This is a genomic window from Neobacillus sp. DHD-1R (assembly GCF_057747995.1).
In genome coordinates this window covers 3,747,819-3,773,964 of sequence record NZ_CM173232.1, presented here as the reverse complement: position 1 = coordinate 3,773,964, position 26,146 = coordinate 3,747,819, and the positions used below count along the sequence as shown (strand labels likewise).

27 protein-coding genes and 2 pseudogenes are annotated in these 26,146 nt (G+C 38.3%); 22 read left to right on the top strand and 7 right to left on the bottom strand.

Translation table 11 applies throughout. The features are described from left to right. Positions 1-164: 164 nt before the first annotated feature. Together AC3ANL_RS18640 and AC3ANL_RS18635 are read left to right on the top strand one after the other, a co-directional pair. Positions 165-845, top strand: a complete 681-nt coding sequence (locus AC3ANL_RS18640) for a response regulator transcription factor (protein WP_488325884.1) — start codon at positions 165-167, stop codon at positions 843-845. Positions 846-891: 46 nt separating this feature from the next. Continuing rightward, positions 892-1,854, top strand: coding sequence for a F510_1955 family glycosylhydrolase (locus tag AC3ANL_RS18635; RefSeq protein WP_488325883.1), 963 nt, complete (start codon positions 892-894; stop codon positions 1,852-1,854). 51 nt (positions 1,855-1,905) lie between these two features. On the opposite strand, the gene sigK is transcribed toward AC3ANL_RS18635, so the two are convergent. Further along, the gene (gene sigK, locus AC3ANL_RS18630) at positions 1,906-2,619 is read right to left on the bottom strand and encodes an RNA polymerase sporulation sigma factor SigK (RefSeq protein ID WP_488325882.1); all 714 of its coding nucleotides are present in this window, start codon (positions 2,617-2,619) and stop codon (positions 1,906-1,908) included. A 158-nt stretch (positions 2,620-2,777) separates the two neighbouring features. After that, entirely contained in the window at positions 2,778-3,317 is a 540-nt protein-coding gene (gene pssA / locus AC3ANL_RS18625) for a CDP-diacylglycerol--serine O-phosphatidyltransferase (RefSeq protein ID WP_488325881.1), read from the bottom strand. 144 nt (positions 3,318-3,461) lie between these two features. On the opposite strand from pssA, the gene AC3ANL_RS18620 reads away from it, so the two are divergent. Then, positions 3,462-4,244 (top strand): phosphatidylserine decarboxylase, encoded by a 783-nt coding sequence (locus AC3ANL_RS18620; RefSeq protein ID WP_488325880.1) that lies wholly within the window; start codon positions 3,462-3,464, stop codon positions 4,242-4,244. Positions 4,245-4,491: 247 nt separating this feature from the next. On the opposite strand, the gene sda is transcribed toward AC3ANL_RS18620, so the two are convergent. Continuing rightward, positions 4,492-4,632, bottom strand: coding sequence for a sporulation histidine kinase inhibitor Sda (sda, locus tag AC3ANL_RS18615; protein WP_488325879.1), 141 nt, complete (start codon positions 4,630-4,632; stop codon positions 4,492-4,494). 522 nt (positions 4,633-5,154) lie between these two features. On the opposite strand from sda, the gene AC3ANL_RS18610 reads away from it, so the two are divergent. From AC3ANL_RS18610 to AC3ANL_RS18575, 8 genes are read left to right on the top strand one after another with little or no spacing between them, the layout of a single operon-like run. Then, positions 5,155-5,670 carry a YqeG family HAD IIIA-type phosphatase gene (locus AC3ANL_RS18610; protein ID WP_488325878.1) on the top strand — a complete coding sequence of 172 codons (516 nt, stop codon included), beginning with the start codon at positions 5,155-5,157 and terminating at the stop codon, positions 5,668-5,670. Between the two features lie 3 nt (positions 5,671-5,673). Then, positions 5,674-6,780 carry a ribosome biogenesis GTPase YqeH gene (gene yqeH / locus AC3ANL_RS18605; RefSeq protein WP_488325877.1) on the top strand — a complete coding sequence of 369 codons (1,107 nt, stop codon included), beginning with the start codon at positions 5,674-5,676 and terminating at the stop codon, positions 6,778-6,780. 38 nt (positions 6,781-6,818) lie between these two features. Beyond that, positions 6,819-7,658 (top strand): shikimate dehydrogenase, encoded by an 840-nt coding sequence (gene aroE, locus AC3ANL_RS18600; RefSeq protein WP_488325876.1) that lies wholly within the window; start codon positions 6,819-6,821, stop codon positions 7,656-7,658. Further along, positions 7,652-7,942, top strand: a complete 291-nt coding sequence (gene yhbY / locus AC3ANL_RS18595; protein WP_488325875.1) for a ribosome assembly RNA-binding protein YhbY — start codon at positions 7,652-7,654, stop codon at positions 7,940-7,942. The genes aroE and yhbY overlap by 7 nt, the downstream gene beginning before the upstream one ends. A 28-nt stretch (positions 7,943-7,970) precedes the next feature. Then, positions 7,971-8,540 carry a nicotinate-nucleotide adenylyltransferase gene (locus AC3ANL_RS18590; RefSeq protein WP_488325874.1) on the top strand — a complete coding sequence of 190 codons (570 nt, stop codon included), beginning with the start codon at positions 7,971-7,973 and terminating at the stop codon, positions 8,538-8,540. After that, positions 8,530-9,096, top strand: coding sequence for a bis(5'-nucleosyl)-tetraphosphatase (symmetrical) YqeK (gene yqeK / locus AC3ANL_RS18585; protein WP_488325873.1), 567 nt, complete (start codon positions 8,530-8,532; stop codon positions 9,094-9,096). The genes AC3ANL_RS18590 and yqeK overlap by 11 nt, the downstream gene beginning before the upstream one ends. A gap of 3 nt (positions 9,097-9,099) precedes the next feature. Next, a complete protein-coding gene (gene rsfS / locus AC3ANL_RS18580) occupies positions 9,100-9,456 on the top strand; it encodes a ribosome silencing factor (protein ID WP_488325872.1) in 357 nt (118 codons plus the stop codon). Further along, positions 9,453-10,199, top strand: coding sequence for a class I SAM-dependent DNA methyltransferase (locus AC3ANL_RS18575; protein WP_488325871.1), 747 nt, complete (start codon positions 9,453-9,455; stop codon positions 10,197-10,199). The genes rsfS and AC3ANL_RS18575 overlap by 4 nt, the downstream gene beginning before the upstream one ends. Before the next feature lie 681 nt (positions 10,200-10,880). On the opposite strand, the pseudogene AC3ANL_RS18570 reads toward AC3ANL_RS18575, so the two are convergent. Both AC3ANL_RS18570 and comER read right to left on the bottom strand, forming a co-directional pair. Continuing rightward, positions 10,881-11,147: pseudogene (locus tag AC3ANL_RS18570) on the bottom strand (transposase); the annotation flags it as partial. A gap of 357 nt (positions 11,148-11,504) precedes the next feature. Further along, positions 11,505-12,329 carry a late competence protein ComER gene (gene comER, locus AC3ANL_RS18565; RefSeq protein WP_488325870.1) on the bottom strand — a complete coding sequence of 275 codons (825 nt, stop codon included), beginning with the start codon at positions 12,327-12,329 and terminating at the stop codon, positions 11,505-11,507. Between the two features lie 86 nt (positions 12,330-12,415). Between comER and AC3ANL_RS18560 the strand changes: the two genes are divergently transcribed. The 3 genes and pseudogenes from AC3ANL_RS18560 to AC3ANL_RS18550 all read left to right on the top strand — a co-directional run bounded on the left by AC3ANL_RS18560 (position 12,416) and on the right by AC3ANL_RS18550 (position 16,013). Then, a complete protein-coding gene (locus AC3ANL_RS18560) occupies positions 12,416-13,063 on the top strand; it encodes a helix-hairpin-helix domain-containing protein (protein ID WP_488325869.1) in 648 nt (215 codons plus the stop codon). A 68-nt stretch (positions 13,064-13,131) separates the two neighbouring features. After that, a pseudogene (locus tag AC3ANL_RS18555) lies at positions 13,132-13,578 on the top strand (ComE operon protein 2); the annotation flags it as partial. A 107-nt stretch (positions 13,579-13,685) separates the two neighbouring features. After that, complete coding sequence (locus AC3ANL_RS18550) at positions 13,686-16,013, top strand: DNA internalization-related competence protein ComEC/Rec2 (RefSeq protein WP_488325868.1); 2,328 nt, start codon at positions 13,686-13,688, stop codon at positions 16,011-16,013. A 70-nt stretch (positions 16,014-16,083) separates the two neighbouring features. Here AC3ANL_RS18550 and AC3ANL_RS18545 read toward each other — a convergent pair whose 3' ends face one another. After that, positions 16,084-16,197: a YqzM family protein gene (locus AC3ANL_RS18545; protein ID WP_488329776.1), complete on the bottom strand. Its 114-nt coding sequence runs from the start codon at positions 16,195-16,197 to the stop codon at positions 16,084-16,086. Between the two features lie 442 nt (positions 16,198-16,639). On the opposite strand from AC3ANL_RS18545, the gene holA reads away from it, so the two are divergent. Beyond that, positions 16,640-17,656 carry a DNA polymerase III subunit delta gene (gene holA / locus AC3ANL_RS18540; RefSeq protein WP_488325867.1) on the top strand — a complete coding sequence of 339 codons (1,017 nt, stop codon included), beginning with the start codon at positions 16,640-16,642 and terminating at the stop codon, positions 17,654-17,656. A gap of 90 nt (positions 17,657-17,746) precedes the next feature. On the opposite strand, the gene rpsT is transcribed toward holA, so the two are convergent. Further along, entirely contained in the window at positions 17,747-18,007 is a 261-nt protein-coding gene (rpsT, locus tag AC3ANL_RS18535) for a 30S ribosomal protein S20 (RefSeq protein WP_488325866.1), read from the bottom strand. Between the two features lie 216 nt (positions 18,008-18,223). On the opposite strand from rpsT, the gene gpr reads away from it, so the two are divergent. From gpr to grpE, 7 genes are all read left to right on the top strand, one after another. Continuing rightward, a complete protein-coding gene (gene gpr / locus AC3ANL_RS18530) occupies positions 18,224-19,342 on the top strand; it encodes a GPR endopeptidase (RefSeq protein ID WP_488325865.1) in 1,119 nt (372 codons plus the stop codon). A gap of 162 nt (positions 19,343-19,504) precedes the next feature. Continuing rightward, positions 19,505-20,710 (top strand): stage II sporulation protein P, encoded by a 1,206-nt coding sequence (gene spoIIP / locus AC3ANL_RS18525; RefSeq protein ID WP_488325864.1) that lies wholly within the window; start codon positions 19,505-19,507, stop codon positions 20,708-20,710. A gap of 18 nt (positions 20,711-20,728) precedes the next feature. Next, positions 20,729-21,055 carry a DUF3679 domain-containing protein gene (locus AC3ANL_RS18520; protein ID WP_488325863.1) on the top strand — a complete coding sequence of 109 codons (327 nt, stop codon included), beginning with the start codon at positions 20,729-20,731 and terminating at the stop codon, positions 21,053-21,055. A 182-nt stretch (positions 21,056-21,237) separates the two neighbouring features. Continuing rightward, the gene (gene lepA / locus AC3ANL_RS18515) at positions 21,238-23,073 is read left to right on the top strand and encodes a translation elongation factor 4 (RefSeq protein WP_488325862.1); all 1,836 of its coding nucleotides are present in this window, start codon (positions 21,238-21,240) and stop codon (positions 23,071-23,073) included. A gap of 76 nt (positions 23,074-23,149) precedes the next feature. Then, complete coding sequence (hemW, locus tag AC3ANL_RS18510) at positions 23,150-24,289, top strand: radical SAM family heme chaperone HemW (protein ID WP_488325861.1); 1,140 nt, start codon at positions 23,150-23,152, stop codon at positions 24,287-24,289. Between the two features lie 102 nt (positions 24,290-24,391). Next, entirely contained in the window at positions 24,392-25,423 is a 1,032-nt protein-coding gene (gene hrcA / locus AC3ANL_RS18505) for a heat-inducible transcriptional repressor HrcA (protein ID WP_488325860.1), read from the top strand. 106 nt (positions 25,424-25,529) lie between these two features. Then, complete coding sequence (grpE, locus tag AC3ANL_RS18500; RefSeq protein ID WP_488325859.1) at positions 25,530-26,117, top strand: nucleotide exchange factor GrpE; 588 nt, start codon at positions 25,530-25,532, stop codon at positions 26,115-26,117. Positions 26,118-26,146: the final 29 nt, after the last annotated feature.

Genomic DNA, 26,146 nt, shown 5'->3' with positions numbered 1-26,146 from the left:
GTACATTTTTTATTATAATCTTTATTGTGAAAAATTCTATTTTTTACGCTTTTCGAAATAAAAAGGCGTAAGCAGCTTTATTATTTAGTGATGAAATTCCACATTTCGGGTACGTGTTTATAGTATAATTTTATCTAGATTTATGTGGCAGGAGAGGAACCTAATTGACAAAAATTTTGCTTGTTGATGATGAAGTAAGAATGTTAGATTTACTATCCCTTTATTTAACTCCAAAGGGATATAACTGTATAAAAATGACCTCGGCGATAAATGCCATTCGTTACTTAGAAGAGGAGAAAGCGGATCTTATCCTATTGGACGTAATGATGCCGGAAATGGACGGCTGGGATGCATGTACGGAGATTAGAAAGAATTGGGATATTCCGATTATAATGCTTACGGCCCGCAGTGGAAAAATAGATATTATAAAAGGGTTACACATTGGTGCAGATGACTATATTTCCAAGCCATTTGATGAAGATGAACTAATTGCTCGAATTGAAGCCATTTTAAGAAGGAATAGGGTACATGTTGGAACAATTGCTTTTAAGGGACTTGCCTTAAATGAAGAATCCTTTCAAGTTTCCTACAATCAACATCCTATTTCTGTTACACCGAAAGAATTTTCTTTATTAGCGCTGTTATTAAAAAATCAAAATAAAGTGTTTACTCGTGAACATCTTTTAACCACCATATGGGGTTATTCCGCCGTAACGGAAGATAGGACAATAGATTCCCACGTGCGGAATTTACGAGATAAACTACGAAAATCCGGTTTTCCTGTGGATGATTATTTGACAACTGTATGGGGACTGGGGTATAAGTGGATGGATAAGGAATCGTAAATGTAATCCTCATAGTTTACTATGAAGTTTTTCAGGAGGAACACTAATGAAGACGCAAATAAAAACAATGCTTGTCATTCTTATAGGGATTTTGCTTATTGCAACAGGCTGTACAAGTAAGAGTCAGGACCAAAAGAAACGCACTGCCGAAAATAACGCTGAAACAAAAACAAAATTTGAAGTAGTCAAGGCAAACACATTCACATTAAAAAATATCCGCGGGATGGGCTATCCGAGCAATGACAATGCCCTCTATGTCGCTGGAAATAAAGGCTTGAAAATGTACAAAGATGGAACATGGTATGAAACTACAACGAATCGACATGACTATATTGGATTTCAAGCGGTAGAATCAGGTTTTATAGCAAGTGGGCATCCGCAAAAAGGAATAGACTTAAAGGACCCTCTTGGTTTAGTCCAAAGTGAGGATAAAGGGAAGACACTTCAACCATTAGCCTTCTATGGGAAATATAACTTTCATTTCACAGCAGCCAGTTATTTCGGAAAAGGCATGTATGTGATTAATGAGCAGCCCAATGATGATTTAAGTTTAGGTGTGAATTATTCTATTGATAACGGAAAAAAATGGAAAAAAAGTGCATTCAAGGATTTTAATGCCGACTCTCTTGGAATGATAGCAGTCCACCCGAAAAATGGAAATACCATCGCTATGTCCACAAGGTCAGGGATCTATTTTTCAACTGATAATGGGAATACGATGATGCTGAAAACCGAGCCGGTCATGGTAACCGCTTTGACATTTAACGGGGATTCGATTCTTTTTTCAAGCGTTGAAAACGATAAGATTTTATTAAAGACATTAAATCCCGCAACAGGGGAACAACTGAACATGGCCTTTCCATATCTAGATTATGATAATCCCATTACTTTTTTGGCTGTTAACCCTAATAATAGCAACCAAATCGCTTTTTCTACCTATAAAAATGATGTGTATGAATCGGTGGATGGCGGGAAAAATTGGAGCAATCTTCTAAAGGATGGCAAATAAACACTCGGAAAAAGGGCAGGAGATTCCATTCTCCCGCCTTTCTGCATTTCCTTATTTCTTTTTTCTTTCTTTTTCAGCTCGATAAAATTCGTGGAACATTTTCATGAGGGCTCGCTTTTCAATTCGTGAAACATAACTCCTTGAAATGCCTAGTTCCTTAGCGATTTCCCGCTGGGTCTTTTCTTTTTGTAAATCAAGACCAAATCGGCCAATAATGACTTCTTTTTCGCGTTCATCAAGGACTTCAATATATTTTCTTATTTTTTCTAGTTCCATGTTAAGCTGAATTGTATCAATAACATCTTCGGATTCTGACTTCAGCACATCAATTAAGGATATTTCATTTCCCTCTTTATCTTGGCCAATAGGATCATGCAGGGATACATCTTTTTTTGTCTTCTTTAGAGCCCGTAAATGCATGAGGATCTCATTTTCAATACAACGTGCGGCATAGGTTGCAAGCTTTGTGCCTTTTCCCTCTGAATAACTCTCGATTGCTTTAATTAAGCCAATCGTTCCAATAGAAATTAAATCTTCCGAATCCTCACCGGTATTTTCAAATTTTTTCACAATATGCGCGACAAGTCGTAAATTGTGTTCAATGAGCATATTGCGCGCTTGCGAATCTCCCTCTGCCATTAAACGTAGATATTTTCTTTCTTCTGCAGCAGAAAGGGGTTGGGGAAAGGCATTATTTTTTACATAGGAAACAAGAAATAAAAATTCCTTCATTAAATATCCGAGAGCTGTTAAGATTCCAGACATCCACATCCACCCCCGTGTTTTTCTAGACTCAAGCCTAGTATTAATTCCTATGTAGAAAAGAAGAAATTGTGTCTGTCCTGTTAACTTTATTTGTAAAAAATAAAATAAAAAATGACCATCCTAGCAACGCGCTAACAGGAGATGGTCATTTATTTTTATTAAACTTTTTTCAGTTTAAAGGAGCTAACCATTAGGAATGATAGAATCATCACAATAAATAAAAACGTTTGGGCTGGAAGATAAGGAATGGTTAAAAAGCTTAATGTTGCCAAACAGCCGGCTGCCGTAATCGGTAACCCAGTAAAGTAGCCATTATTCTCGGAAATATTAAATCGGGCCAACCTAAATGCCCCACAGCCAATATAGAATACAGTGAAAAATGAACCGGGTCCGCCAAATTCATGTAAAATTCCTTGATATAGTAATAGTGCAGGTGCTACTCCAAATGATATAATATCACTCATGGAATCTAATTGTTTCCCCAACTCTGATTCAATATTGAATTTTCTGGCTACCATACCGTCAAACCGATCGGTTAGGGCTGCAATAAAAATCAGAAGCAGGCTTAATCGTAAATTTCCATGTAAACCGAATACAATCGCAAATCCACCTAATGATAAATTTGTTAAAGTGATAACATTCGCTGTTTGGGATTTCAATTTTTTTATTGTCTGATCCAATACATCCAATAAAAACATTCTCCACACCACTCTCCTTGCTTTTTTGGTCATTATTGGGTTTGAAGCTAAAAATTATTTCGATAGTTTATTCTATATTATTTAATTCTAAGCGTTTTATGTCATTGCGTAAAGAGTATTTTTACACTATTTGGGGGTTTATTCATGATACAAGGGTTTTATCGGTTATTGATTGAATTAACGAATGGAAGGTGGACATCCAGCATTCTAAAGAGGTTTGCTCGTTCTCGAGTTAGTCGTTTTATTGTGCCATCCTTTGCGAATCTTTATCATTTGAATCAGGATGAAATGGAGAAGGGGCTGTCCGAATATCCGACCCTCCATGATCTATTTATTAGGACATTGAAAAAGGATGCAAGGATCATTGATAAGAGTCAGGATTCTGTTGTTAGTCCCGTGGATGCTGTCATTGAAGATGTCGGGACGATCAGAGAGACAAGTGACATTATCGTAAAAGGCAAAATCTATTCGATTGCAGAAATGATGGGAGATCATGAGCTTTTAACAAAATATGTTAATGGCACCTATATGATTTTGTATTTAAGTCCTAGTCATTATCATCGTATACACAGTCCAGTTGATGGAAAGGTGACAAAGCAATGGACACTTGGTTCAAAATCCTTTCCAGTAAATAAATGGGGATTGAAATACGGACGTGAAACTCTTTCTAAGAATTATAGGGTGATTACGGAAGTGAAAACGGCCTATGGTCATGTTGCCATTGTTAAGGTTGGGGCTATGTTTGTGAATTCCATTGAAACAACACACCAAGGCTCTGAGCTAGAAAAAGGCAGAGAAATGGCTTATTTTAGTTTCGGGTCAACCGTTGTTTTATTATTTGAAAGGGGGAAATTTCAACTCGATTCCTCCATTCATACCCCTAAGGATATAAAGGTTGGAGAGAAATTAGGCAGTTTGAGTAAATAAGCAAGCACTTCCCATTGTAATATCAGAATTTATAAGTTATGGCTTCGAGAATTGTCCAGCTCCAGCACCCTAGCGGCTAGTGTCCTTCGCTCTCCACCCTACGATAAGTCAACATCGAATCGCCTCCGGCTCTTCGTGTTTCCTTTATCTCAGTTGGAGCGCTCCAGGCCATACGCCGCTGACCAGGGCGCTTGCGCTTTTCTTACTGAAGACAAAAAGAAAAGCCCTTTAAGGGCGAAGTGATCAATTAAGAAGTCCGTTTTATTTTATTGACTAAGGAACGTCTGTGAATTTCAGTCTCGATGAGACCAATAAATTCTGGACTTAAATTTAATTCTCTTGCTTTAAAATAGGATTCAATTAATAATTCATCTGACAGTTTACGCACGTCAGAATTCACCTCCAGTTTAGAAAAAATGGTTCTATCTGCAAAAAATTATACATAAAATGGTATGTTCAAATGTTGTACCCTAAATCTACCAAATTTATTCTTTCAGAACAATCGTTCTATTTATCCACAGGTTTTAGTGGATAAGTTGTGATTATTTTGTTTATAAATTAACGAAATGTAAATGATTCAATGGGTATAATGTTAATAAGGTTATCCACAGGCATCGGAAAAGTAGATGTTTGTCGAAAAATATTTTTTTAAACTTCAAAAAGCTGTCATGTTTTTAAAAGTGAAGATGGATTTTATTAAAGAAGATTGGAAATTGGATCTCATGTATTATCGACATTTGAAGAACAATAAAGACATGAACAAATTGTCGTACTTTGTGAGTTAGACAGGATCCTTTCGCATTTCTTTTGAAACGAAGGGTAAAATTGGGTATGATGATACAAGAAATATAAGTGACAGATACATTTCGCACGTAACTTTTTATTTAGAAATTAATGAGGTGTTAACTTAGTGTTAAAACAATTTTTACCGGATGAACATGTGAAAAGCATTCTGGATATATCTCCTGAAGAGTTAAAATCAAGAGGGGTTAAAGGGATTATTACCGATCTCGATAACACATTGGTGGAATGGGATCGTCCTACTGCAACTCCTCAATTGATAAAATGGTTCGATGAAGTGAAAAAACACAATATCTTAGTAACCATTGTTTCGAATAACAATGAAAACCGAGTAAAGGCATTCTCAGACCCGCTGCGAATCCCGTTTATTTTTCGAGCACGGAAGCCGATGGGACCGGCTTTTCGTCGTGCGATTGCACAAATGGGGATTACAAAGGATGAGGCGGTTGTGATTGGCGATCAATTATTAACGGATGTGCTCGGCGGAAACCGCAGTGGCTTTCATACGATCCTTGTTGTCCCTGTTGCCCAATCAGATGGGTTCTGGACAAAATTTAATCGCTTGGCGGAACGAAGAATCTTAAACTGGTTCCGTAAAAAAGGTATGCTTCAATGGGAGGATTAATTAGTGAGTGAACAACAATATATTTGCATGGGCTGCGGTGTAAAGGTCCAAACGGAAGACCCGAATGAACTTGGCTATGCTCCATCTTCTGCTCTGGAGAAGGAAGTAATCATTTGCCAACGTTGTTTTCGTCTCAAGCATTACAACGAGGTACAAGATGTAAATTTAACGGACGATGACTTTTTAAAAATATTAAATGAAATGGGTAAGACAGATGCCCTTATTGTGATGATCGTCGATATTTTTGATTTTAACGGCAGCTGGCTGCCGGGCTTACACCGATTTGTTGGAAACAATAAGGTCGTGCTCGTTGGAAATAAGGTCGATTTATTACCGAAATCTGTGAAGCATAACAAATTGATTCACTGGATGAAGCATGAGTCGAAAGAACTTGGATTAAGACCTGAAGAAGTGTTTCTTGTCAGTGCTGCAAAAGGCGTAAATATTAGAGAAACGGCGGCTGCCATTGATGAACTGCGCAATGGTAAGGATGTTTATGTTGTCGGATGTACAAATGTAGGGAAATCTACTTTTATTAATAGAATTATTAAGGAAGTAACAGGGGAAGCAGACGTGATTACCACCTCTCATTTTCCAGGGACGACATTGGACATTATAAAAATTCCGCTGGATGATGAAAAGTCATTAATTGATTCACCTGGGATTATCAACCACCATCAAATGGCGCATTTTATTAATAAGAATGACTTAAAGATTATTACGCCTAAAAAGGAAATAAAGCCAAAGGTTTTCCAATTAAATGAGGGACAGACATTGTTCTTTGGGGGATTGGCACGTTTCGATTATATTAGTGGTGGCAGAAGATCGTTTGTTTGTTATGTTTCCAATGAGTTGAATATTCACCGTACAAAAATGGAAAATGCAGATGAGCTCTATCAAAAACATGTGGGGGAAATGTTGACACCACCGGGACCAGATGAGCTAGAATCATTTCCAGAGTTGGTTAAGCAAGAGTTTATGGTGAAAGAAGCGAAAACCGACATTGTTTTTTCCGGACTTGGCTGGATTACTGTAAATGAGCCTGGCGCAAAAGTAGCAGCCTATGTTCCAAAAGGTGTTCAAACATTAATGCGAAAATCTTTAATCTAATTCATATAGAGAAAAGGTAATGGGATGGAGAGAAACAAATGAGAAAGCTATATGGAGTTTTAGGTAACCCAATCGGGCACTCAATGTCTCCGATTATGCACAATGATTTGTTTTCATTTTATAACATTGATGCACATTATCTTCCATTTCTAGTTAAGGAAGATCATCTAGGGGATGCGGTTAAGGGATTGCGAGCGATTGGAGCAGGTGGTTTTAATGTTACGGTACCGCACAAAAGTAAAATCATTCCCTTTCTCGATGAAGTAGATGAACTTGCCGCCAGTATCGGTGCCGTAAATACGGTTGTGAATGAAGATGGTAAGTTGATGGGTTACAACACGGATGGGCCGGGCTTTTTAAAAGGGATATTGCCTTACGTTCCAACTGTTGCTGGAAAAAGAGTATTAGTAATTGGCGCAGGTGGTGCAGCAAGAGCTATTTATTTCACCCTTGCCAAGGAAAAACCGCTTTTTATCGATCTTGCTAATCGCACCGTGGAGACAGCAGGAAGCCTTATTGAACAATGTCCATACCCTATAACTTCAAGGGCCTTGACATTAGATGCTGCTAGTCGCAATCTAGGAGAATATGATTTAATTATTCAAACGACAATGGTTGGGATGTCACCAAATATATTGGAACAACCTTTGAGTTTGAACCATGTAAGCAAGCAGGCAACGGTTTGTGACATTATATACAACCCGTTGGAAACCAAGATTTTACATGAAGCCAAGTTAAAAGGGGCAACGATTCAAAACGGAATCGATATGTTTGTGTATCAAGGGGCGCTTGCCTTTGAAAAATGGACCGGCATATTTCCGGATGTACAGCGAATGAAAGAAAATGTTTTGGAACAATTAGGAGGAAAACGATGTTAACAGGTAAACAAAAAAGATTTTTACGTTCAAAAGCACACCATTTGGATCCTATTTTTCAAGTGGGTAAAGGTGGCGTGAATGAAAATATGATTAAACAAATCGCAGACGCTCTTGAAGCTAGAGAGCTTTTTAAGATCAGTATCTTACAGAACTGCGAAGAAGATAAAACTGAAGTGGCCGAACAGTTAGCAAAGGGAACTGGCGCGGATGTCGTTCAGATTATCGGCAATACGATTGTCCTTTATAAAGAGTCTGTTGAGAAGAAAACCATTGTCCTTCCATAAGGAGGAACTTTAAAAGGATGGCGAATGCATGAAGAAAGTTGGAATATTAGGTGGCACGTTTAATCCGCCGCATTTAGGACATCTATTGATCGCCAATGAGGTTCTTTCAACCCTTCAGCTTGATCAAATTTGGTTTATGCCGAACCATGAGCCGCCACACAAGAAAAAGCCAGATTCGGTTAAGGACGAGGATCGTCTGCAAATGATTAACCTAGCAATCGCAGGAAATCCAGCGTTTACGATTCAACCGATCGAGCTGGAACGGGAAGGACCATCGTATACTGTTGATACCATGAAATTACTTAATTCCAAATATGTTGACCATCAGTTTTACTTCATTATAGGTGCCGATATGATTGAATATTTACCTAAATGGCGTGAAATTGATGTTCTTGTGGAATTAGTCCAATTTGTAGGGGTTGATAGACCATCCTACAGTCATCAAACAGCATATCCTGTACTTTTTGTTGATGTCCCAGCAATAAATGTATCATCAAGTATGATTAGGGAACGCGTAAAGTGCAAAAAGACGGTTCGTTATCTATTACCCGATTTAGTTATTGATTATATTGAGGAGAAACATTTATATGCAACGTGAAGAAGCTTTAGAACTAGTCAAGAAACAATTAACTGAGCATCGTTATCAGCATACGTTAGGTGTCATGGAAACAGCTATTTCTTTAGCAGGCCAATATGGTGCTGATGTAAAAAAAGCGGAAATAGCAGCCATTTTTCATGATTATGCAAAATTTCGTCCAAAAGAGGAAATGAGAGAAATTATTAGTGCACAGGGATTTCCTCAGGATTTGCTGGAATTTAATTCTGAATTATGGCATGCCCCTGTTGGCGCATATTTAGTTGAAAGTGAAGCGGGCATTACGGATCGTGATGTGTTGGATGCGATCCGCTACCACACTTCGGGCAGACCTAATATGAGCCTGCTGGAAAAAGTTATTTATTTAGCGGATTATATTGAACCGGGAAGGCATTTTCCAGGTGTTGATGAAGTTAGAGAAATGGCCGAAAAAAATTTAGATCAAGCCCTAATTAAAGCTGTGCAAAATACCATTATTTTTTTAATGAAAAAGAATCAAACGATATACCCGGAGACCTTTTTTACCTACAATGACCTTATCACCAAACTGGAGGACTGATGAATGGATAATCAAGAACTACTAAAAATTGCAGTAAAAGCGGCAGATGATAAACGAGCTGAGGATATTTTAGCTCTCAATATGAAAGGGATTTCGTTGATTGCAGATTATTTTATTATCTGCCATGGTAATTCTGATAAACAGGTACAGGCAATTGCGAGAGAAATGAAGGAAAAAGCCCAAGAACATGGATATGATGTAAAACGAATTGAGGGTTTAGATGAAGCCAGATGGGTGCTTATTGATTTAGGTGATGTGGTTGCCCATGTATTTCATCGTGACGAAAGAAGCTATTATAATTTAGAACGTTTATGGGGCGACGCACCGCTTGAAGACATCCATAGTGAGCTTAATTCATGAGTTATGAGCAGTTTGCCTATTTGTATGACGAGCTGATGAAGGACGCTCCATATGATCAGTGGGTAAAGTTTGTCAATGAGAGGCTAGAAAAATATAAGGTCGGTGGACAGCGCCTTTTGGATTTAGCGTGTGGAACAGGTGAGCTGTCTGTCCGCTTTGCTAAAGAAGGTTTTCACGTAACAGGCATTGATCTGTCGGACGATATGCTGGCTGTGGCTCAAGCAAAAGCCGTGGATGAAGGGGTTAAAATCCCATTTTATCAGCAAGATATGGCAGATTTAGAAGGTCAGGGACAGTTTGATATCATTGGCATTTTTTGTGATTCATTAAATTATCTACAAACAGAAGAAGAGGTAAAGGCCACTTTTGCAAATGTCCTTGAACATTTGCACCAGGATGGGATTTTCCTTTTTGATGTTCATTCCATTTATAAAATCACCGAGGTTTTCATCAACCAAACCTTCGCACTTAATGAAGAAGAGGTATCTTATATCTGGAATAGTTTTCCGGGGGAATATCCTAATAGTGTTGAACATGAACTCAGTTTTTTCGTTTTGGATGAACGAATCGGGAAATATGACCGAATCGATGAACTCCATTTCCAAAGAACCTATTCTATCGAGCAATATGCTAACTGGTTAGAAGCTGCCGGATTTGAAGTGGTGGAGACCACTGCTGATTTCCAACCCATCGAACCAGAGCAACAATCAGAACGGATATTTTTTGTTGCTAAGAAAAAGTAGAAAAAGCCATCAATTGATGGCTCAGATTGTCGAGAAAGGGTATTTTTCTCGGCAATTTTTTTTATTAGAATTAAATACCTATTTTTATATCAACTTTAAAGATAATCCCTGCCAAGAGGCCTGTTGATTTCCGCTCCAGGTGCTTTGCTTTCCCCGGCGCGCCCGCGGAAAGCGAAGTGCCTGGAGTGCCAATCAACAGGATGCAAAGTCAATCTAGGTATACCATACACATTTTCATGTTTAGCTAAGTGTGTCGCAATCTTTTTCATGTTCTGGCAAGCAGCGGTAGAAGAGCCTGCTCACTTGCTTTTTTTATACCCCTTACCATTCACTCACAGTCATCCATTAGAGCTTCTTGAGGACAAAAACTGCCATGAAAGGAGGAAAAATGTTCTCAAGAAGGGCTATTGAGAACAAAACTCGCCTAGCTAACTAGAAAAATGTCTTCAAGAAGGGCTATTGAGAACAAAATTTGCCTGGATATCTAGAAAACTGTCCTCAATAAAGGCAATTGGAGGACAAAACTTACCTGGATATCTAGAAATATGTCCTCAATAGGGAGGGCTCTCGGGAACAAAAACTTATTTGAAATGTCCCGTGAATGTAGTAGTGAAAAACTTGCGAATTAAATAGAGATTTGACTTGTGTTTTAATGTATTGCGCCTCACATGTAAACCCGTTACGATATGCAATGTTCATTTTCATTTCTTTTTCTAATTGCCTTTCGGAACGAATGCCAAAGAGATTCCCTATGAACATCATTTTAAAAAGAATAAGGGGATCAGATGGACGGCCGTTATCATCACTATAAAACGGACGTACTTTTTCAAGAGTAAATGAAAAATCTACCTATTTATCAATTAAACGAAGAAGGTGATCATCGGGAACTAATTCATCAATAGACACAAATTCATATTCACTTTGGCTAGACTCTTTTGGTTTAAACAGTGTCACCACTTATTTTTATAAATTTGGTTGAACTGCTCGTCTTATTAATAACACCTGTTGATTGGCGCGGAAGGCACGAAGACTCCTGCGGGAGTACGGGGCAGGGGGAGACCCCACAGGCGCCATGCGCCGAGGAGGCTCCCCGGCGTGCCCGCGGAAAGCGAAGTGCCTGGAGTGCCAATCAACAGACATATCGAATAGTCTATTTAATAATAATGTTATTAAAAATTAACGCGTTAAATGGTTAAAGATACTAAATAAAATAAAGACTGTCGAGAGTTTCTCGACAGCCTGATAAGCCATCATTTGATGGATTTTTTTCTAAATGGATGAAGGATTTTGTCAATTAAAAGCGAATTATTGTTTAGAGAAATGCAATTCTACTTTATCAAGTTCCTCTTTGAACTTTGCATGTGTTGCTTGAAAGATGTGTTCAAACACCATCCCAAGCTCGTTATCCAATACCTTTATCCCTTCACCCGTTATGCCGCCCTTCACACAAACCTTTTCTTGTAAGGACGGTAAGGTATAATGCCCCTGCTTGATTAATTCACCAAGGCCTACAATCATTTCACTTGCAAAAATCGTCGCTGTTTCAGTATCAATTTCAGTCTCTTTTACCGCTGCTTGGATAAAACTTTGCAGCAGATAACTAAAGAAGGCGGGTCCGCAGCTGACAATGTCTGAAGCTACCCTTGTAATTTTATCATCGATACAAACGGGCACAGAAATCTTCGAAAGTAACTTTTCTACCCTTGTTTTCCAATATTCACTACAGTTATCTCCATAGGTAACTAATGATACCCCGGCTAAGGCACGATTGGTGATACTTGGAATCGCCCGGATGGTTGAACAAGTAATCTTTTTTTCAATTTGGCTTGTACTGACAGGACTCGTTATAGAGATCAGACATTTTTCAGGGCTTAAATGTGGGTTAATCTGTTCCAATATTTTAGACATGTCTAAAGGTTTTACACAAACAAAAACTAAATCGGACTGTGCTGCAACTTCTTCCGCATTCGCCCCAATCCTAATATCCTTATATTTATCTTTAAGCAACATGGCTTTTGATTTCGTTCTATTGGTAATTATCATTGAAGAAGGGAAAATGGCCTTTCCATCAATCAAAGCCTCCACCAATATTCTCCCCATATTTCCGGTACCAATGATTCCTATATTCATTTTTTCGCCCCTCCTTCGCATGCAATTTTCTTTTATAACCATATGAAAATAAATAATGAAATATACCTTAGAAAGGATGGTTCATCTTGAAAGATTGGCTGCTAGAACATAAAGTTCAAGTCGTAGTTGTCATTTTATTTATTTTTGGCGGAGCTTACTATTTTTATAGCAATGGAGAAGCAGAGCCTGCCCCAATGACCCCTTTGATTGCTGAAAATAAGGTGAATGAGGAGGGGGGGGATGCAGAAAATGAACACCCCGCTAAACAAGCACCAATGCCGGAAAAAATTATGGTTGATGTGAAGGGGCAAGTAAAACAGCCGGGTGTGTATCAAGCGAATACTGGTGAACGAATAATCGATGTAATTAGCCGGGCGGGGGGATTAACCGAGCAGGCAGACCAAACTCAAGTCAATTTGGCAGCACATGTAGAGGATGAAATGATGATTTACATTCCTGCCAAAGGCGAGGAAGGAGTCATTACACCGGATCCATCCGGGGGTAGTATGCCGGTGTCTGTTGGTGCTGGGCAGAGCCAAGGAAAGATAAATATTAATAAAGCTGATGAGCAGGAATTGCAAAATCTGCCCGGTATTGGGCCTGCCAAGGCTGCCGCAATTATTGATTACCGAAATACCAGCGGGCCCTTTAAAGTAGTTGAAGATTTACAAAGCGTTAGCGGAATAGGGGATAAAACTTTTGAAAAATTAAAAGAATTAATCGTGGTAAAATAATCCATCATTGACCAAAATGGACAAACACCAGTAAACTTAAAAGAAAGTAGTTTGGAGGAGTGGAAGAAGTGGAGCGAATTTCGTGGGATCAATATTTTATGGCTCAAAGCCATTTGCTTGCGCTTAGAAGCACCTGTACTCGGTTGACTGTGGGTGCAACCATTGTTAGGGATAAACGAATTATTGCAGGCGGCTACAACGGCTCCATTGCAGGTGGTGACCATTGTATCGATAAAGGCTGCTATGTGATTGATCATCATTGTGTTAGAACTATTCATGCGGAAATGAATGCATTGCTGCAATGTGCAAAGTTTGGGGTCCCGACATCCGAGTCTGAGATATATGTAACGCATTTCCCTTGTCTTCAATGCTGTAAAGCAATTATTCAGGCTGGTATTAAAACCGTTTATTATGCAGAGGATTATAAAAATCATCCTTACGCGATTGAGCTTTTTGAGCAGGCCCATGTAAGGGTTGAAAAAGTTGAATTAACGGAATCCTCTATTGATTTTAAGAAAATTAAGCAATAATATCCTCAAAGGACGCCGGATACTCTCGGCGTCCACCTCATTTAAAAAAAACCCATCAAAATTAGGATAACCATAAATGGAGAAGAAAAATAATGAATGGAAAATATCTTTATCTTGCTCTTGCTGCCTTATTGGGCATTCTAAGTGCTCTTGTAACGTTTTTTCCTTTTTTTCTGGTCACACTACTATATCTTTATCTTTTAACTACGTATAAAAGATTGGCAAGTGCCCAGCTAGTAGTCGTTATGGCGATAGTATCTGCTTTTTTTCTTGTAGGAAAGCATGCGGAAATGAATCATAAGTCGGTCATTCCTGTCACGAATACCCATTTTATAATTGAGTATATTCAAGATCCCAAAATTGACGGTGATTTATTACAAGTACAGGCCATCGAAAAAAATTTCAGGGAAAAAATCCTTATCCGTTATAAAATTCAATCGGAAAAAGAGAAAAAAATACTAGCAAATCAAAGCGTTTACCAACAAATTTGTGTGGTGTCAGGCACCATGGAAAAACCATCGACAGCCAAGAATCCGAATGGCTTTGATTATCGGAAGTATCTAGTCACAAAGGATATTTATTGGGTTGTAGAAATAATCGAAAATCCATTTCAACAATGTACCCCTGCCGCCACCACGCCGCTAGTCTTCATTAAACAACTTCGTTTTTCAGGTATCAACTATCTTAAAACTCACTTCCCGCCCGAAATTGCTGGATTGTCCGCCGCGTTAATTTTTGGCGACAGAAATATGATTGATCCAGATTTATTAGGAGATTATCAAAAAACGGGTATCGTCCATTTGCTGGCCATTTCCGGACTCCATGTATCCTTATTGATAGGCATGGTTTTTTATATCGGGATTCGAAGTGGTCTTACAAGGCAGTTCATGACGAATTTTCTTCTCGTTTTACTTCCGGTGTACGTCATCTTAACAGGGAGTTCACCCTCTGTGATCAGGTCGGCCATGATGATTTTTCTTGTTTTGATCACCGTTAAGTGGAAAAAACATCTAAAGCTTTTACCGATTGACGCGATTTGCATTGCCATTATGCTATATGTATTTATTTCACCTTACATTATTTTTGATGTAGGTTTTCAGCTATCTTTCACAGTCAGCTTAGCCATTATTTTGTCGGCACCACAGCTCCTGCAACTGTATCATGGAAAGGGAACAGCTATGTTGGCTACATCGGTGACGGCTCAGCTGGCGGCCCTTCCATTTTTGCTCTACCATTACTTCGAAATATCGATAATCGGAATTCTTGCCAATTTGTTATACATCCCGCTATTCTCATTTATCTATCTTCCTGGACTTTATTTATTATTTCTACTCCAGTTGATATTTGGGACAACTCCAAATCCTTTTTTAGCTATCTTTTTAAAAATCATTACTCTTTCAAATCAGCTTATTGATTTCCTCGCTAATTTTTCATTTTCCCGGTTTTGTCCGGGAAGACCAAACCTATTCATACTAATCCTTTATATTTTCCTTATCCTTGTGATTTTTTGCCTATGGGAAAGCGGAACCTATTTGAAAAAGAAATACCTTCTCATTTTTTTAGGTCTCCTGCTGTTTTCAACTCAGAGCTCGTGGAATTGGCTAAATCCGGATGGTGAGGTGACGATGATTGATGTAGGGCAAGGCGATAGTATATTGATCCATTTTCCACATGGGCAGGGTGATTATCTCATTGATACAGGGGGAACAGTCCATTTTTCAGTGGATCAATGGAAACAGCGTTCCAAGCCGTTTGAGGTAGGCCGTGACGTTGTTGTGCCATTATTAAAAGGAAAAGGGATTACCCGGATTAATAAGCTGATTCTTACCCATGGTGATATGGATCATATAGGAGGGGCTTTATCCATTTTAGCAGAGGTGAAGGTGGAACAAATTTTAATGCCTTCTGTGACGCAGCCTTCTGATACTGAACTTGCAATCATGGATGAGGCAAAGAAGCAGGGAATTCCAGTCATAAAAGTATCGACGGGTGTCAGGTGGAAAAATAAGGATAGCGAATTTAATATTCTTTCACCTGAAAAAAATTTCACTGGCGAGCGAAACAGAGGATCCATAGCTATTGCTGCCCAAATTGGCGGGGTGAGCTGGTTTTTTGGTGGAGATTTAGATCAAGAAGGAGAAATGAACATTCTAAAATGGGTTCCTCATTTAAAAATTGATGTATTGAAAGCGGGTCACCATGGAAGTAAAACATCTAGTGCTGAATCGTTTATTAATCAGATTAAACCTAAAGCTGCTCTGATCTCTGCAGGAGAAAAAAACCGTTTTGGTCATCCCCATCAAGAGGTGTTAGATCGTTTAAAGGAAACCAATACGAAGATTTACCGTACCGATTTGCAAGGGGCGATTACCTACACTTTTTATCATGGGAAAGGAACCTTTTCAACCTACCTGCCATAAGATAACGTACCTAATAAAAAAAGACTGCACAAGTTGCAGCCTCTCTATTAACACATATGTAGCTATTCCATTATGAACCGATCAATTTAACAATTGTTGCAATAATAAACATTGTTGCAAAAAAGCCAAAGGAAACAATAAATCCTACCCCAGAATCAATCGCATCATTACGGTTATCACGCATGTCTTTTTCAAAATGATTCACAACAACCCCTCCTATTTTCAACTTTAGTATAAGCTATTCGTCTAAAAAAATCCAGCATCCATTTCCAGTATTCAAGCTTTAAAATCCAAATTTAGGTACTGGTGGAACTCAAAAGAAAAGGTTCTCTTAATTCGCTTCCTGTACTGACAAGAGTTGTCAAAATATTTGACACGCCAAAGGCTACACTATACTTACGGACCTAATCTAGCACTTCAAATCACCATCAACCATGGTCTATTCTCTTCCAAAGGGAACTCCGCCAAGCAATAAAAGATCCTAGGGCTGTTTATTGCTGGCGTTCATTATAGATCGGGAATTAACTCTACTTCGATAAGTGGAGTTAATTCCCTATAAGTACTTGTCAAATCGTCCAAGCTTCATTACGATAAGATGTGAGTGAAACGAAGGGGAGCGCTGGACAATGGTATTAAGTATTTGGCAAAAAATCAAAAAAAAGGAATTTGCCCCTATTTATTTATTATATGGAACTGAGGCTTTTTTAATCAATGAAACAAAACAATTACTACTTGACCATATTTTAGACGAAGAAGAGAAGGATTTTAATTTTTCTGCTTATGATTTGGAGGAAACACCGATTGATGTGGCCCTGGAAGACGCGGAAACCTTTCCGTTTTTAGGAGAGCGAAAAGTCGTTTTTTTACATAATCCCGGTTTTTTAACAGCGGAGAAAACAAAAGAAAAGGTTGAACACAACTTAGCAAAGTTTGAAGCCTATCTGAAAGAACCCGCTCCATTTACGGTCATGGTTATTTCAGCACCATATGAAAAATTGGACGAGCGAAAAAAGATTACCAAAGAATTGAAAAGGCAGGCAGAACTAGTCGAGGCAAAGAAATTAAATGAACATGAATTAAAAAATTGGGTCAAGGAACGTGCCAAAAGCAATGGGATTGAATTTGAGGCCAGTGCGATAGACCAATTACTTGCATTGGTTGGCACCAATTTGTTTATGCTTTCAAGTGAAGTGGATAAATTGGCCCTCTATGCTGCAGAGCAAAAGCACATTGATCGAAACTTAGTAGAGAAGTTAGTGGCCAGATCGCTGGAGCAAAATATATTTACCTTGATTGAAAAAGTAGTGCAGAGAAGGCTTGATGAGGCATTACGCATTTATTATGATTTACTAAAGCAAAATGAAGAACCTATCAAAATTTTGGCCCTGCTTGCAGGACAATTTCGGTTAATTTATCAAGTAAAGGAGCTTTCAAGACGAGGGTATGGGCAGCAGCAAATTGCGGGATACCTAAAAGCGCATCCATTTAGAGTAAAACTTGCTCTCGGCCAGGCCAATAAATTTACTGATGAAGAGTTGGCTGCCCTTATGGAACTCCTCGCAGAGGCAGATTATCAGATGAAAACGGGCGGAATGAATAAATCCTTACTGATTGAAATGTTATTATTTCGCTTAAAAAAATAAAAAAAACGATTCCCCTCAAAGGAATCGTTTTTTTACGCTTATCTATTTTTTGTCTACCTCAGTGCTTGGCACCTAGTGGACTTTGCAAAATTATAGAGCGTTAGATTTTTTCATTAGACGTGATTTTTTACGAGCAGCAGCATTTTTGTGGATAAGACCTTTTGCAGCAGCCTTGTCTAATTTACTAGCAGCAGTAACCAATGCTTCTTTTGCAGCAGCAGCGTCGTTAGTAGTTACAGCAGCTTCTACTTTTTTAACAGCCGTACGCATTGCAGATTTAGCAGTTGTATTTTGAGCATTTTTCACTTCATTTGTTTTTACACGCTTAATAGCAGATTTAATGTTAGGCATTACTTTCACCTCCTACAAAGAATCGAGACTATATGAACTCGACTTTACATTCATCCATAATAATTCAGAACAAGAAGTATTTTATCAAACGAGAGCTTATTTTGCAATACACAATTAAAAAGGTAAACAATTTTAGCGTGCATGTTTTACAATCTCTCGGGAAAAAATAGGAAATAGTTTCTATTTATAGGTATTTTAAGATAGGAGTGGTGATAGATGGGTGAGTCGATAGATTTAAGTCAATACTCTGTTCGAACAGATTTGGCAATTGAAGCAAGAGAAATGGTTCTTGCCGGAAGGTCTGTGGGGCAGGAGGAGAACCTTTCGCATATTGAAGGCGTCATAATTAAGGAAAAAGATGTTGATGATATAAAGATTTCTTTGGTTGAGGTAACGAAACAAGGTGCAGAGCAGCTTGGAAAAAAAGCTGGCAGGTATTTAACGATAGAGGTGCAAGGAATTAGAGACCAAAACACCGAGGTACAGCAAAAAGTAGAAGAAATTTTCGCCAGCGAATTTAGCCATTTTTTAGAAGGGTCAGGAATCAAGAAAACAGATTCCTGTCTTGTTGTCGGATTAGGAAATTGGAATGTCACTCCAGATGCACTGGGACCAATGGTTTGTGAAAATCTGCTTGTTACCCGTCATTTATTCCAGCTTCAACCGGAAAATGTTGATGAGGGTTTTCGCTCCGTTAGTGCTCTGTCACCAGGTGTGATGGGATTGACTGGAATTGAGACGAGCGACATTATTTTTGGGGTGGTTGAAAAAACAAAACCTGATTTTGTAATCGCGATCGATGCTTTAGCCTCCCGTTCGATTGAAAGGGTTAATTCCACGATCCAGATCTCAGATACTGGAATTCATCCTGGATCAGGTGTTGGAAATAAAAGAAAGGAACTAAGTAAAGATACATTAGGAATTCCTGTGATTGCGATTGGAGTTCCAACAGTAGTAGATGCTGTCTCCATTACCAGCGATACCATTGACTTCATTTTAAAGCATTTCGGCAAAGAGCTTAAAGAAGGGAATCGTCCTTCTAGAGCACTTGCACCGGCAGGAATGACTTTTGGTGAAAAAAGAAAGCTGACGGAAGAAGACCTGCCTGAAGAACAGCACCGGAAGACGTTTCTTGGTATTGTTGGTACACTGGAGGAGGAGGAAAAAAGGAAATTAATTTACGAGGTACTCTCACCGATTGGACACAATCTAATGGTGACCCCAAAGGAAGTAGATGTATTTATCGAGGATATGGCCAATCTGATAGCAAACGGTTTAAATGCCTCACTCCACCATGCCGTGGACCAAGAAAATGCTGGTTATTATACAAAATAACGATATTTAAATGAGGAGCCCAATTTATAGGGGCTCCTTTTTACATACGTTGATCTTTGAACTTCGGCGGCTATCCAGCAAAGATTCCGCTGTTATTTTTCGGTTCTATCAATTCTACTATTGTCATAAGATTTACTAGAATCGTTAATGAGAGGTGGAACCATGAAAAATGCTAAACCATCAGGTCCGTTTTTGAGTGTTCAGGGAACAAGCTTACTTAAAATAATTGCTGCTCTATCATTATTTATAATATTGGTCTTTTCGATTAGCGGCCTTTTAACCTCGTTAAAGCCACAATATAGAATTATGTCTTCTTCGGTGAATCAAGCCGCCACAAATGTAAATAGTGAATTGCTTTATCAATTAATGGGTTGGGAGAATCATCATTTTTTAAAGGTTGAAAATAATTGGGCAACTGTTCCTCGACTTACCAGTTTAATCTTTAAGCTATCAAGCAATATTAATTTAAATGACCCGCGAAGTCTTCTAGGAAGAGAGCTCCCTGGATTCTATCAATTTGATGGACAAATTGTGGTAGCTGGTGAAGGAACAAATTATACAAATATGCCGGTTGAATCGGCACCGCCTATTGAGATCATGAAAGCAGAAAGGGAAGCATCCCTTCAGAATTTAGAGGGAATAGAAACACCAGCAGATAAAAAACCTCCAGCATCTCCAGGACAAACAACGGGCAATCATAAGGTAGTATATGTTTACTTTACTCATAATCGGGAATCCTATTTACCATATCTTAAGAGTGTTACAGACCCTAATCTCGCTTATCATTCGCAAATTAATGTAACCAAAATTGGTGATCATCTAAAAACCAGATTAGAGGATCTAGGAATCGGTACGTTTATTGATAAAACAGATATCCAGGCGAATTTAAATAAAAAAGGCTTAAATTATGCTAAATCCTATCAGGAATCTCTCCCGGTTGTTCAATCTGCAATGACGTCGAATCGTGATTTACAGTATTTTATTGATATTCATAGAGATTCACGACGCAAAGACCAAACAACTGTTGCGATTAACGGTAAATCCTATGCAAAGCTTGCTTTTGTTATTGGTGGGAATAACCCAAATCATGAAAAAAATCAGAAACTTGCGACCGAACTCCATAATCTTTTACAAAAAAAATTTAAAGGTTTAAGTCGAGGAGTTGTGGTGAAACAAGGTGCCGGATCGAATGGCGTCTATAATCAAAACCTATCAGATAATGCGATTTTGATTGAATTTGGCGGAGTCGATAATACGTTTGAAGAGTTAAATCGTTCGGCTGACGCTCTTGCAGAGGTGTTTAGTGAATATTACTGGCAGGCAGAGAAAGTAAATCAGGAAAGTAAGCAACCGTCCGATAAACAATAGTCGTAAGGGAGTACTTTTATGAAAAAGTTTATGATAAAAAGTTTAGGACTAGCCGCAATAGTATTAATAGCTGTATTAACAGGTATGCAATTAGCAAATAATGGAATTCATAAAATGAAGGGCTATGACGATCCAAACTTTCAAACTGCAGTCAGTTTTCACGAAAAAGACAATGAGGTAGGGGCTTCATTTCTAGGGAATGATCTCTCCAGCCATGATATTGAAGCTAAAAAGAAGAAACTTGAGAAAATCAGTGCCTATAACTTCTTCTCATCGATGGGAAAGAAAATGTCTGACGGCTTGTCAGGGGTCTCTGAAAAACTAATCAAACATATAACAGAATAAAAGATAGCGGCGCCGTTTTGGTGCCGTTTTTTTTGTAAAGAGATTTTGTGATTGAGCTCCAGCACTCAGGGAATTGTAAACATCGCTTAACGATCACTCCGCTTTTCGTATTGAATCTTGAAAGTTGTGCTGATATAATCAAAAATAGTGTACATGTGCGAGTATAGTAGGAGTGGAAGACCATGAATAGAGAAGAAAGATTGAAACGTCAATCAAAAATAAGAAATTTCTCGATTATTGCCCATATTGACCATGGGAAATCGACATTGGCGGACCGTATATTAGAAAAAACCAACGCCTTGACATCTCGTGAAATGAAAGATCAACTTTTGGATTCTATGGATCTTGAGAGAGAACGCGGGATTACGATTAAGTTAAATGCCGTACAATTAAAATACAAAGCAAAAGATGGAGAAGAATACATTTTCCATTTAATTGATACACCAGGACATGTCGATTTTACGTATGAAGTCTCAAGGAGCCTTGCTGCTTGTGAAGGGGCTATTTTAGTCGTTGATGCAGCGCAGGGAATTGAAGCACAGACACTGGCAAACGTTTACCTTGCCCTCGATAACGACCTTGAAATTTTACCTGTCATCAATAAAATTGATTTGCCAAGTGCTGAACCTGAACGGGTTCGGAATGAAATTGAAGAAGTAATTGGTTTAGATGCCTCAGAAGCGGTTTTAGCATCTGCTAAAGCAGGAATCGGCATTGAAGAGATTCTGGAGCAAGTGGTAAAAACTGTACCAGCTCCAACAGGAGATCCGGATGCTCCGTTAAAGGCACTTATTTTTGATTCTTTATATGATGCCTATCGAGGTGTTGTTGCCTATGTTCGTGTGGTGGAAGGAACAATTAAAGTTGGCGACAAAATCAAAATGATGGCAACCGGTAAAGAATTTGAGGTTAACGAAGTGGGTGTGTTTACACCGAAAACTACACTGCTAGATGAATTAACGGTTGGTGATGTTGGATTCTTAACCGCATCAATCAAAAACGTGGGGGATACGCATGTCGGGGACACGATTACAAATGCCAAGAATGGGACGACTGAGCCGCTGCCTGGTTACCGTAAGCTCAACCCAATGGTCTATTGTGGGGTATATCCTATCGATACAGCGAAATTTAATGACCTGCGTGAAGCACTTGAAAAGCTTCAGTTAAATGATTCATCACTTCAATTTGAACCTGAAACATCCCAAGCACTAGGATTCGGTTTCCGTTGTGGATTTCTCGGACTTCTTCATATGGAAATTATTCAAGAGCGGATTGAACGTGAATTTAAGATTGATTTAATAACTACTGCACCGAGTGTTATCTATGAAGTTCATATGACAGATGGGTCGCAAATAAAAGTTGATAACCCATCGGATTTACCTGAGCCGCAAAAAATAGACCGTGTGGAAGAGCCATATGTAAAAGCAACCATGATGGCTCCGAATGATTATGTTGGTACGATTATGGAACTTTGCCAACAAAAACGGGGTATTTTTGTTAATATGGAATATCTGGCAGAAAATAGAGTGAGCATAATCTACGAGATGCCATTAGCAGAAATTGTCTATGATTTCTTTGATCAATTGAAATCAAGTACAAGAGGTTATGCATCTTTTGATTACGAGCTAATTGGTTATAAGCCATCCAAGCTGGTAAAAATGGATATATTACTTAATGCTGAAAAAGTGGATGCGTTAAGCTTTATCGTTCATAATGATTTTGCCTATGATCGTGGAAAAATCATCGTTGAAAAGTTGAAAGAGCTTATTCCAAGACAGCAGTTTGAGGTACCTATTCAGGCAGCGATTGGCCAAAAAATTGTTGCCCGTTCCACGATTAAAGCTATGCGTAAAAACGTATTGGCTAAATGTTACGGTGGAGATATCTCTCGGAAACGAAAATTGTTGGAAAAACAAAAAGAAGGTAAGAAACGGATGAAACAAGTTGGTTCCGTTGAAGTACCTCAAGAAGCGTTTATGGCTGTACTTAAAATGGACGATAACAATACCAAAAAATAAAATCAAGAGGAGGTTAGGAATTGCCTGTGGACAGGCTCTTCTAGCCTCTTTTTGTTAAAGAAAGAGAGGGAGAAAGATGATTCAGGCAGCCTATCTGCATATCCCCTTTTGTGAGCATATTTGCCACTATTGTGATTTTAATAAAGTGTTTCTTAAAGGTCAGCCGGTTGATGAATATATCCAAGCACTAGACCAAGAGATGAGGATGACCCTAAAAGAGTTTCCAGCATCTCAGCTTCAAACCATTTTTGTCGGGGGCGGTACTCCTACATCCTTAAATGAACAGCAGCTTGAGAGTTTTTGTGAAAGTATAAATAGAAACTTACCTAAAAGTGACAGCCTTGAATTTACCTTTGAAGCAAATCCTGGGGATTTAACAAAGGAAAAATTACAAATATTAAAAGATGCTGGTGTAAATCGAATAAGTCTTGGAGTTCAAACGTTCAATGAGGATTTATTACAAAAAATCGGCCGTGTTCATAAAGTAAAGGATGTCTATCAAACCATTGAAAATGCCAAAAAAATAGGATTTGAAAATATCAGTATCGATTTGATTTTTAGTTTGCCTACGCAAACCGTACAGGATTTTAAAGATTCGTTAACAAAGGCATTTGCACTCGACATTCCGCACTTTTCGGCCTACTCGTTAATCATTGAACCGAAAACTGTTTTTTATAACTTATTAAAAAAAGGCAAGCTGCCAACACCAGGTGAAGATTTAGAAGCTGGCATGTATGAAATGTTAATGGAAGAAATGGAGAAACATGGTTACAACCAATATGAAATAAGTAATTTTTCAAGACCTGGCTTTGAAAGCAGACATAATCTAACCTACTGGAATAATGAGTATTATTATGGGTTTGGAGCAGGTGCACATAGTTATGTGAATGGAATAAGACGATCCAATACGGGGCCTTTGAAAAAATATATGGATCAAATAAACAACGGTCAACTTCCAATCTTAGAGGACCATCCAGTTACAAAAGCGGAACAAATGGAAGAAGAAATGTTCCTCGGATTACGGAAAAATAAAGGAGTGTCCATTTCTCATTTTATTGAGAAATTTGACCTAAACCCGTTAGAGATTTTTGATGTACAGCTAACGGAGTTAATAGCAAAACATTGGATAGAAGTGAAAAAAGATAATATATATTTAACTAACCAGGGAAGATTTTTAGGAAATGAAGTGTTTCAAGCCTTTTTGGGTGTAGTTTAGTGTTTCCTATTTCTTTTTAATTGACATCTTCCCACCTTTTTTGATAATTTATTAGTATAATTAGCACTCAGTAACCAGGAGTGCTAACAGAGGTGATGAAAGTTGCTAACAGATCGTCAATTGTTGATTCTACAGGTTATTGTTGATGACTTTATTCGATCTGCCCAACCAGTCGGCTCAAGAAGTTTGTCGAAAAAAGAGGAAATTTCCTTTAGTTCAGCCACAATTCGTAATGAAATGGCCGACCTTGAAGAGTTGGGGTTTATTGAAAAGACACATACCTCCTCAGGGCGTGTGCCTTCTGAAAAAGGGTACCGGTATTATGTTGATCATTTACTATCTCCTCAGGTTTTAAACCCGAAGGATATATCGATTATTCAATCGATTTTTGCAGAGAAAATCTTTGAGTTTGAAAAAATTATTCAAAGATCTGCAAAAATATTATCTGAGCTAACCAATTACACATCGATTGTACTTGGGCCGGCCGTAAGTATTAATAAGTTAAAAAGAATCCAAATCATCCCGTTAAACAAGGATACGGCTGTAGCGATTTTTGTAACAGATACAGGACATGTGGAAAATCGCACGTTTACTTTACCTGCGTCGATTGATGCTGGGGATTTAGAGAAAACAGTCAACATCTTAAATAATCGCTTAGCAGGGGTACCTTTAGAAGATTTAAATGACAAGATTTATAAAGAAGTTGCAATGTTACTAAAGCAGCATATCCATAATTACGACTTAATGATGCATACGATTGCAGAATCATTTAAGATGCCCATCACTGAAAAACTTTTCTTTGGCGGGAAAACAAATATGCTTAGCCAGCCTGAGTTTAATGACCTTACCAAAATTCGTACCCTCTTAACCATGATTGATCAAGAGGAGTGGATTTCGAATGTAATTAGGAATAATTCCAGAGGGATTAATGTTAAAATTGGCACTGAAAATAATAATAGTGCGATGGACAACTGCAGCCTCATTACGGCGACTTATTCTGTTGGTATAGAAAAATTAGGTACAATCGCCATCTTAGGGCCAACTAGAATGGAATATTCACGGGTAATCAGTTTATTGCAATTTTTAAGCAAGGATTTAACCACTGTCTTAACAAAACTGTATCAAAATATTTAGTACTGGAAATATTGAGTAAGGGTGAAATGCCTTTCGTTTCACCCCCTTTTCCATGAAATAAATAGTAGTCTAAATAATGACCCATGCTTTAAGGGAGGTGAGTAAGTTGACAAATGAACAGAATAAAACGATGAATCAAGAAGAAGAAACGAATGTTGAACTTACCGAAAATCAGACAGTTGAGCCTGTTTTCGATGAAGGAGAAGCAACACCACAAGCAGATGTAAGTGCCAACGAAGAACTGTTGCAAGAAATTGAAACATTAAAAAGCAAATTAGAGGAAGCCGATAATCGCTATTTACGACTTCAAGCTGACTTTGATAATTTCCGCCGCCGGTCTAGATTAGATTTAGAGGCGAGTGAAAAATATAGAGCACAAAAACTAATCGCGGATCTTTTGCCAGCACTAGATAATTTTGAAAGAGCCATGAAAATCGAAGCTGACAATGAACAAACCAAATCGTTACTCCAAGGGATGGATATGGTGTACCGCGGCTTAATGGACGCCTTGAAAAAAGAAGGTGTTGAACTGATCGAGGCGGTTGGAAAAGAATTCGATCCTCATCGTCATCAAGCTGTTATGCAGGGAGAAGATGAGAATTTTGGTTCAAATATTGTTACTGATGAATTTCAAAAAGGTTACCTATTAAAGGACAAAGTTATTCGCCCTTCAATGGTTAAAGTAAATCAATAATTCTACATATTTATTTAGGAGGAAAAGGT